Raw genomic sequence first — 11,121 nt, 5'->3', positions numbered from 1 at the left:
CCACACCAACCACAGAAACTATTCATCCAACCGTTTTGACGGTGGTCACAGCGGTAGGGAAACGCCCGGACCCATCCCGAACCCGGAAGCTAAGCCTACCAGCGCCGATGGTACTGCACCCGAGAGAGTGTGGGAGAGTAGGACACCGCCGTCACCACACCATCGAGGGGCTAACCAACACACCGGTCAGCCCCTCAAACACACCCCCACAACCACACACCCAAACGGACCAGAAGTAGCAAATGGCCAAGTTCTAGGAACTAGACACCAAACCTAGCAAAATCAAAGGGTCTGAGATAGAATGGTTGAGGAATCATTCCATGAACAGGGTTGTTACTGAAAAGGCAAGACCTGAGATTTGCACTGCAATCTCGGGTCTTTTTGTTTACTCAGAATTCTTTACTCAGAAACACGAATAAGTCCATAGAAGTCGTTACCCACGCCTTCAAAGGGGAAGGAAGATAATCATGATCTCACGTACCGTAACTGTTGCATCGTCCGTAGGCCTTCACGCTCGGCCAGCAGCACTCCTTGCAGAAGCAGCAGAAGAAACTGGCATCGAATTCACCCTCACCCTAGATGGTGAAGAAGCGGATGCGGCGTCAGTGCTCGACATCATGTCACTTGGTGCAGAACATGGCGACGAAGTCACCATCTCTACTGATGATGACTCTGCCGCCGAAGCACTCGATAAGCTCGCCGCGATGATCGAAACTGATTTGGACGCGTGAGTACATGGCCGCTCCACATCGTGTTCTCCTAGGTATTGGCGTCTCAGCAGGAACCGCCCATGGTGCTATTGCTCTTGTTACCCCGGCGCCAACGATGGATCCGAATGAAGCTGAGACCACTGACGTCGAAGTCGCCACCCAAACCGTTACTGATGCGCTAGACACGGTGGCTCGTCTGCTACTCGAACGTGCAGAACGCGCCCCCGAAAAGGCTCAAGAAATCCTCAATGCCACCGCAAAAATGGCAAAGGATCGCGGGCTTGCAAAGGCGATCGTCAAGGAACTGAAAAAGGGATCAGGTGTTACCCGTGCGATCACGGACGCTATCCAAAAATATGTGGATATGTTCGTGAAACTTGGCGGGTACATGGCCGAACGTTCAACGGATCTTTATGATGTCCGTGACCGTGCGATCGCGGTTGTTCGTGGTCTTCCGATGCCAGGCATTCCTGAGCTCACGGAGCCGTCGGTGATTGTGGCACGGGATTTGGCGCCTGCTGAAACAGCAACACTGAATCCGGAACTTGCCCTCGGAATTATTACGGAAGAAGGTGGGCCAACCAGCCACACGGCTATTCTGGCGGCTCAGCTTGGTATTCCTGCGGCGGTTCGCGTGCGTAACATTGTTGGATACGCGGATGATGCGCAAAAGCATGGCGTTTCGATTGCGCTCGACGGCGGGGTGGGCGAAGTGATTATTGCGCCGACGGAGGACGACGTCGAACTGCTTGCGGAGCGTTCGAAGCGACGCGAGGCCGCGTTGGCTGGATCGCACGGTGCGGGTTTGACTCGTGATGGGCACAAGATCGCGCTGCTTGCGAATATTGGGACGGCAGACGATGCTGCGCGAGCGGCCGGATACGATGTTGAGGGTTCGGGCTTGTTCCGTACGGAGTTCTTGTTCCTTGGGCGGGAAACTGCGCCGAGTGTGGAAGAACAGACTGCTGTGTACACGAAAGTGTTTGAGGCGTTTGGTACGCGCCGTGTGACGGTGCGTACGCTGGATGCGGGTGCGGATAAGCCGCTAAAGTTTGCTGATTTGGGTGGGGAAGAGAATCCGGCGCTTGGCCGCCGTGGTATTCGCCTTACCCGGATTCGTGAAGAGCTGATGGATACTCAGTTGCAGGCATTGGCGGCGGCTCAGCAGGCCACTGGCGCGGATGTGCGCGTGATGGCTCCGATGATTGCCACGATGGAAGAAGCACAGTGGTTTGCGGATAAAGCCCGTGCGGTTGGCTTGCCATCTGTGGGTATCATGATCGAAGTGCCAGCAGCGGCGATCAATGCGTCCACATTGCTGTCGATTGTTGATTTCGCATCGATCGGCACGAATGATTTGTCCCAGTACACGATGGCGGCAGATCGTATGCAAGGCGAATTGGCTGAACTGTTGAACGTCTGGCAGCCTGCCGTGCTCCGTATGATCCGTATGGCATGCCAGGGCGGTACTGCTACTGGTAAGTATGTTGGCGTGTGTGGTGAGGCGGGCGGCGATCCGCTATTGGCGCTTGTACTCACGGGCCTTGGCGTGCAGTCGCTTTCGATGGCTCCTTCGAAAGTGGATGCTGTGCGTGCATCTCTCAAGCTCCACGATCTCTCTGCATGCCAGCAGATGGCTGCCTATGCGCTTGATGCCCCAACGGCACAGGATGCTCGGGCAGCGGTTGAGGCTCTGGTTCACCCTGACGTGAAGTTCTTAATGTAGAGTAACGTCTTATAACGTTGGAGGCTCGGCAGGGAAACCTGCCGAGCCTTTCCAACAACAGCCAGAGCCGTTCAATCAATTCCCGAGAGCGCGTTCAGGCGCTCGTGACGCGCGATATGTGAAGCGCCAGATAGGCGAGTTCGTTCGAGTTGAGTTCTTCGCCCAGGCGCAGAGCCACGAGATCCCCGATTTTCTCCGCACATGCGTATTCTGGTACCAGGCTAGAACGGATAGCATCGCCGATTGTGGTGGCGTGATCGTCTAGTTGCTTGTGTTGCATGATGCGTACGAACAAGTACCGCATGTGGGTGATGAGGCGGGCGGTATTCACGCTGGTTTGATCGAGAGTCACGTCGAACGCAGCCCCGATCACGTCGATCACTTGCTGGATCAGCCCCGTCATTAGATAGGTTTGTGAAAGATCGCCGCCAGAGAACCCGGCATTGACCAGGTGTAGCGCAATGGCGATGCTTTCGTATTCGGGCAGTGCTCCGTGCCCTTCTCGCAGAAGAAGCTCGTTCAAATTACTCAAGAACCGTTTCGCGAGTTCGTATTCGCCCCGGTAGAGGTGTTCCACTTCTGCTTGGAGCGGATAGTGCATGGTTTCGCCGTTTTGTGCGCGGCGGAGAGCCAGATCGATGTGGTCGCACAACCCGATAAAGAGTGTTGGGCTGGTGAGTTTATCTTCGCTGAAACCGGCCGTGACCATGGCTTTGTAGACGTGGTCACGGACGTCGTTTGGCAGTTGCGCGATGAGGGTTCCGAGGTGGTCCGGATCGCGGCCGTCGAGTGGTACGAAAACCCGGACAACAAGGTCAGGATTGACCTGTTGTCCGGCGCTCGCTTTGAAACCGACGCCTCGGCCCGTCACGATGACCTCACGGCCAGAGTCTTGACGGGCCAAGACGACGTTGTTATTAAAGATTCGGAGAATCTTCATGCGCTTCCTTAACGTTCGGTTGTGACACCTGGCGTTAGGACTGTTGCGTGATCAGCTAACACCGGGGTGACAGCCGCGAAGTTACGTGTGTTGGTGACAGTAACGATCACTGTGGTTGCGTATCCCGCGGCGGTGACTTTGTCAAAGTCTACCGCGACGAGTGGGGTACCGGCAGTAATTTGTTCGCCCTTGGCAACTTTTGGTGTGAAACCATCGCCCTTCAAGTTAACGGTATCGATTCCGACGTGGACGAGAACTTCTGTTCCGTTCTCCGATTTGATTCCGTATGCGTGACCGGACTTGGTAACACTGGAGATAGTTCCGCTGATTGGGGCGACGACGTCGGACACACCAGCAACGCTTGGAATCACACCGAAGCCTTCACCCAAGGTGCGGGAAGCGAAAACCTTATCACCGGTTTCGTCGAGGGAAACAACACGGCCTTCGATTGGCACACCAACAGCATTTTCTGGGAGTTCAACTGGGGTGGCAACTGCGGCCTTTCGGGTGCCCTTGCGGACTGGGCGATCTTCGCGTGGGCGGTAATCGAGGAGGATGACCGCGATCATGGAGGTAAAGAAGGCAACCGCGATAGCGATCATGTAAACCCAGGCTGGATCAAACACGGAGATGGTGAGGAGCGAGGTGAAGACGAAAGCGTCGGTCTTCACGCCACCGTATGGAAGGCTGAGGATGGCGATGGTGACGCCACCTGCAAGACAGCCGGCGAGCAAGCGCGAGTAGATCATCTTGAAGCGCAGGTGGATACCGTAGAGGGACGGTTCGGAAATACCGCCGAAGAGGCCAGCAGCCAATGCGCCCGATGCTGTTTGGCGCATTGCCACATCCTTGTCACGGATGGACAGGAAGAGAACACCAGCGGTGGTTCCGAAACATGCGAAGTTCCATGCACCCATTGGGCCCTGAATAAAATCGTAGCCGAGGGTCTGGATGTTCACGAGCATCATTGCGTTCAATGGCCAGTGGAGACCGAGTGGAACCAAGAATGGGTAGATGAGCGGGATTGCGATAGCGAAGATGAATGGAGCGTTTGTGTTCATCCACGCCAGGCCGTTACCAAGGCCGTTACCGATCCAGATGCCGAGTGGGCCAATGAGGAATGCAGTGAGCGGGATGGTCACTAGCATGGAGATGAATGGAACGAACACCATCTGAACATTGCTTGGAATGATCTTCTTGAGGTTGTGGTAGATGAGTGCGAGGAGAGGAACCATCATCAACGGAACGAACACGTTGGATGAGTAGTCCGGCAATGGCATAGTCAGACCGAAGATGTCGATCGAGCAGGAGGCCTTGTGGATAGCTTCGTTTTCCACACACTGGAGTTGGGAGAACGCTTCTGGGTTCGATAGCTTCAAGAACTCTGGGGTTAGGAACGCAGCCATGACGGTGGCGCCCAGCCATGGATCAATGCGCAACTTCTTTGCTGCATTGTATGCCACCATGATTGGCAGGAAGTAGAATACGGAGTGCCACATGGCATCCACGAACACCCACGACGCGGCCTTATCTGCCGCACGGAAATCGACGATGTCCAGCGCATCGAGCACAGCAGCGAATGCGATGATGAGCGATGCGCCAAGAAGGACGCCCAGGATTGGGCGGAAGGAATCAGAGAGGTATTCGAAGAAGGTATCGAGCCAGGCAACCTTGCCGCGAGCCTTCGAACGAGCAGCTGCCTTCACGTCAGCATCAGACATGTGGCCACCGAGCTTCTTCATCTCGTCCATTGCCATGATTGCGCTGAACATGGATTCCACAGCGCCGCCAACGATCACCTGGTAGCGATCGCCAGACTGAGGCATGACACCCAGAACGCCTGGAATATTTTCGAGTTCTTCTGCCTTAACCACAGAAGAATCGCCGAGCTCAAAACGCAAACGGGTAGCGCAGTGATTCAGGGAGTGAATATTATCTGGGCCGCCAACAGCATCGATGATGCTGCGCGCACTTGTTGTTGTAGACATCCTTGTCCTTTTCTATCGTCTTATCTGCCGGAAAACAAAAAAGACCCAAGAGATACGCGAAAGCGCCTCTTGAGTCTTGCCTAAAAATAGTTGCAACCTCTTAAGATTGCTTTTATCATACGAGCAGTGTGAATGAAGAGTCAAGTACGCGATAAGATTGGGGCAGCACAACCGCGAGGATATTGGGGCAGCACAACCGCGAGGATAAGGCATAACTCATGGATCTAACTCTTGCTAAAGAAGAACTTGTTGAACGTTTCATGCGATACGTGGGGATCGTTAGCCAATCGGACGCCTCGCGAACGCATGTTCCCACGTCGGAAGGCCAGCGAGAGTTGGCGAAACTGCTCAAGGCCGAGCTAGAGCAGATGGGCGCTCGCGATGTGGTGTTGGATGAGTATGCGTGCTTGACGGCGCATTTCCCTGCCACCGCTCCGGGCCCGCATCTTGGTTTTTGTGCTCATCTGGATACGGTTGATGTTGGGCTGGCTCCACAGATTCACCCGCAGATTCGTGTGTTTACGGGGGAGCCGATCGCCTTAGGTAATGGCTTCGTGCTTGATTCCGCGCAGTATCCGGTGTTATCCCACTTCGTGGGTGATGACGTGGTGTGTACGGACGGCACGTCGGTGCTGAGTGCCGATGACAAGGCCGCTTTGGCGTCCATCATGACCGCTCTTGCTCACCTTCACGAACATCCGCACCCGGCGATTACGGTTGCGTTTGTGCCGGACGAGGAGATCGGTTTGCGTGGCGCGAAAGCGTTGGATTTGGGCCGGTTCCAGGTGGATGCGGCGTACACGGTTGATTGCGAAGGCGAATCCACGATTGCGTACGAAACGTTTAACGCGGGCCAGGCGATCGTTGAGATTCAGGGCGTGACTGCTCACCCGATGTCTGCGAAAGGCGTGTTGGTGAATCCTGTTTTGGTTGCGCACGATCTTATCGCGCGTTTCGATCGTAGCCAGACGCCCGAATGTACCGAGGGCCGCGAGGGCTATATTTGGGTTCAGGGGATCACGGGAAACCAGGCGCGCTGCACGGTTACGTTGAGTATTCGCGATCACGATAAGGCGCGTTTTGAGCAACGGAAGGCTGAGATTGAATCTGCGGTTGCCGACGTTTCGCAACAGCATCCGAAGGCAGTAATAACGACGACGATCGCGGACGTCTATGGCAACATCGCCGATTCGCTTGATTCTAGTAACCATTGGGTGATCGATGATTTGCGTGCGGCGATTCGTTCGGTGGGTAGGGAAGCGGTCCCGCTCGTCATGCGAGGCGGGACCGACGGTTCCTATTTATCAACTCAAGGGATTCCAACCCCGAATATTTTTACGGGTGGATTCAATTTCCATTCGGTTCACGAATTTCTTCCTGTATCCGAATTTCTGGCATCGTTCCAGGTGATCTGGGCGTTGATGACCAGGCGTGAGATTAGCTGAGGATCTTGAACTGGAATGGGTAGGAATGTAACCTGCCCTTATCCACGGCCAAGAAAGCCTTGATATGGTGCCAGAGTGTGAGGACAACGCTGGCGATGATCAGTGGGATGCCAATAACTGCCAAGACCAAAGTGAATGTGAGTATCCATCCGAGGATCGACATCAGCCACATGCCAATGTTGAAGTTGAATGAATCCGCTGCCGCCTTGCGAACAAACTGGCTTGAATCTTTCTTCAACGCCCACACGATCAATGGCCCAATGAAGGACAGCGATGAAGCGGAAACGAACATCGCGATGATCGCAGATAAGTGCGCGATCTTAGCCCAGGTGCGATCGTCTTCTGACACAGATTCAACGATCATGCCATTGTGATACATATTTTGAGTCATGGTTCCATTATCTCTGCTAGATCATCTGCACGGATAGACATTTTTCTCTAAGCAGAGGGATCAGCGGTAACGTAGCCCTTCTGCCAAGTCAAACATGTGATCGAGCAGTTCTTCGCCAGCAGCACGCAACCCGTTGTGTTCATTGGTGTTGGTGACGATCTGGCGAACGCCTGGCATGAGATCCACGGTTGCCATTGACATCTCAAATGGAACGTAGGCATCACGCAGATAAATTGTAGCCGCACCGCTTACGCCCGAAGCCGCAAGGACTTCTGGATCGAAGAGCGGTGGCCATTCCCAATTCGCCAAGATGCGCAACACATCTGCCCACGGCTTCCACGCTGGAATCGAATCACACCATTCGTCAAAGAGGTGTTCGCCGGTGAGGAGAGTGACGTCATTACGGTAATCCTCTGGCATGACCCGCCCAGCAGACCATCCGGTGACGCATCCGTTGGCGCCACATGCTTCATGGAGCAAGAAGTAGATCGGGTTGCGAGCATCAAACGGCAGTTGAGCTGCAAGATCGTGGCGCAATGGCAACGATTGCGGATCCCATTCCAGCAGATGATGCAACGCCTGCCAGCCTTCATTACGGCCCAGGTTCATGCCGAGTGAACGAATACGTGACGGGGAGACCACCTCACCATCAGGCAAAATAATCTTTCCGGCTGCAGCCTGTTCAACCAGGGCACGCATCCGTTCCCGATCCTGCGGAAAATGCGAATAGTAGTTTTCCGATAGCCAGCGCATCTTGTTAAACGTAGCCGCATAGAAATCATCCACATGGCCAACAACGGGCGGCAAACCACCCGTGAAGAACACCCGGTTTACCGAATCAGGATGCGTGCTGATATAGCACGCGGACGTGAAACCGCCGAAGCTCTGCCCAAGCAGATTCCAATCTTCAGGACCAGCCCCTAAATGCTTACGGAGCGCCTCCGCATCCTCAACAATCGAATCAGCACGGAAGTGGCTTAAATACTCCGCAACCGTGTGAGCATCGCCCATCGCCAACAATTCTTCGGTGACTGGTGTGGAACGTCCCGTTCCACGCTGATCCAGCATAATCACACGGTAGCGTTTCAGAGCCGCCGGCAACCAGCCGGGCGCCGGCGGATTAGCCGCCACGCGAGGCGCTTCAAAACCCGGGCCGCCCTGGAGATACACCAAGAATGGCAACGATTCGCCACCCTCACGGGTAACGATTCGCGCAAACACATCAATAGAACGATCATCGGATGGATCCCCATGAACCAATGGAACACGAATCGTATGATCGGCCAGAGTCAAACCTTGCAGCTGCGTCGTCGTCATCCCACAACTCCTCACACGAAACGTGCCGAAATAGTGCCCATCCGGCCGTAATCGCACAAAATGACGTCACCACGTTCAACAGGCATCGCGCGCGTAAACGAACCAGCAAGCACAATCTCACCCGCATCCAAATACTGATCGCGCGGAGCCAACGTGTTAGCCAACCATGCAACCCCATTCGCCGGGTGATTCAACACCCCAGCCGCAACGCCCGTCTCCTCAATCACTTCGTTCTTGTACAAAAGAGCAGAAACCCACCGCATATCGACGTCCTCAGGGCGAAGTGGCTGGCCGCCCAAAATCATCGCCCCAAAATACGAATTATCCGCAATCGAATCCACCACGGTACGGCCAGGCCCCGCAACACGAGACGACAAAATCTCAACCGCAGGCGTAATGAACTCGGTAGCACGCAACACGTCATACATAGTCAAGTGCGGGCCCTCCAGACGTTCCTTCAACACGAACGCCAACTCCACCTCAACCCGCGGATTACGGAACATATCAAAATCAATCAGTGTGGAATTGCCATAAATCATGTCCCGGAAAATCGTGCCGTGCGTAGGCTCCGTAATCCCACGCGAATCCTGCGCGGCGCGAGCTGTCAAACCAATCTTGTGACCTGCGATCTTACGTCCCGCATCCAACTGTTCCTCAACCCACGCGGCCTGGATTTCATACGCGTCATCGATCGTGGCGTGCGGAAGCTGTTCGGAGATCCGCGGCAGCGGTTCGCGCGTGTGCTGCGCCTTGCTCAATTTGCGGGCAATATCGGTTGCAAGCGATCTATCCATAACTTTTCCTTCCAGACAGCGCGGCATGCTGCGATGAACAATCCAGCTTTCATTGTGTCACTTTCTTCTAGGTGCGTGCCACCGGTCACAAACTGTTGCATAAGACACGAGACATCCGGGGCGAAAACCGGGATAATGGAACCATGGCTACACAATTCAAAACCAAAATGTCCGTGATTGGTGCGGGATCAGTTGGTACTGCTCTCGCTTATGCGGCAATGTTGCGCGGTTCTGCCAATGTTGTTGCACTGTTCGATATCAATAAAACAAAGGTGGATGCTGAGGTTCTTGATCTCGCCCACGGCACCCAGTTCATGGCAGGTTCTGAACTGATTGGTGGCTCCGATATTACCGTGACGGCGAATTCTGACATCGTGCTCATCACCGCGGGCGCAAAGCAAAACCCTGGGCAAACCCGCCTAGAACTGGCCGAAAAGAATGCACACATTCTCGAAAGCCTCATGTCTGATCTGGTTCCACTATCGCCTAACGCGGTGTTCGTGCTGGTTACCAACCCGGTTGATGTGCTCACCGCTGCTGCCGTGAAGTTCTCTGGCTTGCCAGAAGGCCGCGTGTTCGGTTCGGGTACGGTGCTGGATTCGTCGCGTCTGCGCTGGCTGGTTGGCCGCAAGATCGGCGTTTCTCCACGCTCCGTCCACTCGCTCATCGTGGGCGAACACGGCGATAGCGAATTCGCCCTGTGGTCTTCTGCCACGATCGGTCAGGTTTCGTTGCGTGAATGGCGCGATTCGTCCGGCAACAAGGTGTTTACAGATGACGTTCTGCACGAACTCGAACAAGAAGTGATTCACTCTGCCTACAAGATCATCGAAGGCAAGGGTGCAACCAACTACGCGATCGGCGTGGCGGGTGCGCGCATTGTTGAGGCAGTGCTGAACAACCAGCGCGCGATCCTGCCAGTTTCCAGTGTGTTGCACGGATCCTTCGGTGTGGATGACGTGGCGTTGGCCGTTCCATGCATCGTGGGTGCGAACGGCGTGGAACGCCCGATCGAATTCCCAATGGATCAGGCAGAACGTGCCCGCTTCGATGCGTCTGTTGAAGCATTGAGCGCTGCTCAAAAGAGCATCGGCATCTAATCGGCATCGAAACGCTGGATCTTTGCCTGGGGCTGTATCAAAAGGCTGAAACTACCATCATTCCCGAACGTAAAACGTTGAGATGTCAACGCTTTGACTTAGGCAGATGATAGAAAACTGGCCTTTTGGTACAGCCCCATGAGCCGTTATTCAGCCGTTGGCACCGGGCCGCCAGCAGCAAACTCATTTGGTGGGAGACTGCCGGTACGCACAGTGCGCGAAGTGGAATCGTCCCACTTGTACGTGGCAACAGCTGGCTTTGGCTGAGAGCGCTTTTCATCCAAGTACCAGGTGCGTTTGATCTGGATTTCTGTATCGGACACGCGAGAGATCTTCGGTTCGCCTAAGTATGGGCGTGCTTCGGCAGTGCCACTAAATACTCCGTTGTGGAACAAGGCAATGTTGTATGGAGAATCTTCACCTGGCTTGCCTGTTGGAATGACGATCCAAGAAAGTTGCGCACATGAATCATACGTGCTCGTATCTGCGGCTTTCAGATCCCAGTTTTCTACAGCGCCGTCTTTCAACCCTTCCCATGCGGGAGCGATCTGCGTGGAGGCATTCTTTAACGCTTCCTCACCTGTGGTAGACGCACAATCTGAACATCCGTTAAGCGCCAGTAACGCAGTTGCTAAACATCCCATGCGTGCGTAGCCAAAACGAGCCATGATCACTTCTTTCTGACTTTTCATATAAAACTCACGAAAACG

Annotated in this window: 10 protein-coding genes and 1 rRNA gene; 5 read left to right on the top strand and 6 right to left on the bottom strand. The window is 54.6% G+C overall.

Going from position 1 to position 11,121, the window contains the following annotated elements; genetic code table 11:
- The first annotated feature begins 37 nt into the window (after nucleotides 1-37).
- The 3 genes from rrf to ptsP all read left to right on the top strand — a co-directional run bounded on the left by rrf (nucleotide 38) and on the right by ptsP (nucleotide 2,436).
- Nucleotides 38-154: ribosomal RNA gene (gene rrf, locus ARCH_RS07345) — 5S ribosomal RNA — on the top strand.
- A 313-nt stretch (nucleotides 155-467) separates the two neighbouring features.
- Nucleotides 468-731, top strand: a complete 264-nt coding sequence (locus tag ARCH_RS07340) for an HPr family phosphocarrier protein (RefSeq protein ID WP_013170653.1) — start codon at nucleotides 468-470, stop codon at nucleotides 729-731.
- Between the two features lie 4 nt (nucleotides 732-735).
- The gene (gene ptsP, locus ARCH_RS07335; RefSeq protein WP_013170652.1) at nucleotides 736-2,436 is read left to right on the top strand and encodes a phosphoenolpyruvate--protein phosphotransferase; all 1,701 of its coding nucleotides are present in this window, start codon (nucleotides 736-738) and stop codon (nucleotides 2,434-2,436) included.
- Nucleotides 2,437-2,530: 94 nt separating this feature from the next.
- Here ptsP and ARCH_RS07330 read toward each other — a convergent pair whose 3' ends face one another.
- Nucleotides 2,531-3,376 carry a PRD domain-containing protein gene (locus ARCH_RS07330; RefSeq protein ID WP_013170651.1) on the bottom strand — a complete coding sequence of 282 codons (846 nt, stop codon included), beginning with the start codon at nucleotides 3,374-3,376 and terminating at the stop codon, nucleotides 2,531-2,533.
- An 8-nt stretch (nucleotides 3,377-3,384) separates the two neighbouring features.
- Nucleotides 3,385-5,364 (bottom strand): glucose PTS transporter subunit IIA, encoded by a 1,980-nt coding sequence (locus ARCH_RS07325; RefSeq protein ID WP_013170650.1) that lies wholly within the window; start codon nucleotides 5,362-5,364, stop codon nucleotides 3,385-3,387.
- Nucleotides 5,365-5,582: 218 nt separating this feature from the next.
- On the opposite strand from ARCH_RS07325, the gene pepT reads away from it, so the two are divergent.
- Nucleotides 5,583-6,809 carry a peptidase T gene (gene pepT, locus ARCH_RS07320; protein WP_013170649.1) on the top strand — a complete coding sequence of 409 codons (1,227 nt, stop codon included), beginning with the start codon at nucleotides 5,583-5,585 and terminating at the stop codon, nucleotides 6,807-6,809.
- Here the strand turns inward: pepT and ARCH_RS07315 are convergent.
- From ARCH_RS07315 to ARCH_RS07305, 3 genes are read right to left on the bottom strand one after another with little or no spacing between them, the layout of a single operon-like run.
- The gene (locus ARCH_RS07315; protein WP_013170648.1) at nucleotides 6,802-7,200 is read right to left on the bottom strand and encodes a DUF4870 domain-containing protein; all 399 of its coding nucleotides are present in this window, start codon (nucleotides 7,198-7,200) and stop codon (nucleotides 6,802-6,804) included. The two genes, pepT and ARCH_RS07315, sit on opposite strands and share 8 nt — an antisense overlap.
- 60 nt (nucleotides 7,201-7,260) lie before the next feature.
- Nucleotides 7,261-8,517 (bottom strand): alpha/beta fold hydrolase, encoded by a 1,257-nt coding sequence (locus ARCH_RS07310; protein WP_013170647.1) that lies wholly within the window; start codon nucleotides 8,515-8,517, stop codon nucleotides 7,261-7,263.
- 11 nt (nucleotides 8,518-8,528) lie between these two features.
- On the bottom strand, nucleotides 8,529-9,311 hold the full coding sequence (locus tag ARCH_RS07305) for an FAA hydrolase family protein (RefSeq protein WP_013170646.1): 783 nt from the start codon (nucleotides 9,309-9,311) through the stop codon (nucleotides 8,529-8,531).
- 143 nt (nucleotides 9,312-9,454) lie between these two features.
- Here ARCH_RS07305 and ARCH_RS07300 point away from each other — a divergent pair, with 143 nt between their 5' ends.
- Nucleotides 9,455-10,411, top strand: a complete 957-nt coding sequence (locus tag ARCH_RS07300) for an L-lactate dehydrogenase (protein WP_013170645.1) — start codon at nucleotides 9,455-9,457, stop codon at nucleotides 10,409-10,411.
- Nucleotides 10,412-10,557: 146 nt separating this feature from the next.
- Here the strand turns inward: ARCH_RS07300 and ARCH_RS09430 are convergent, their stop codons facing one another.
- Nucleotides 10,558-11,103, bottom strand: a complete 546-nt coding sequence (locus ARCH_RS09430; RefSeq protein WP_013170644.1) for an LppP/LprE family lipoprotein — start codon at nucleotides 11,101-11,103, stop codon at nucleotides 10,558-10,560.
- Nucleotides 11,104-11,121: the final 18 nt, after the last annotated feature.

This window comes from Arcanobacterium haemolyticum DSM 20595 (genome assembly GCF_000092365.1).
Classification (GTDB): domain Bacteria; phylum Actinomycetota; class Actinomycetes; order Actinomycetales; family Actinomycetaceae; genus Arcanobacterium; species Arcanobacterium haemolyticum.
Note: the sequence above shows the minus strand (reverse complement) of the source record. Positions and strands in the feature narration are given on the sequence as shown.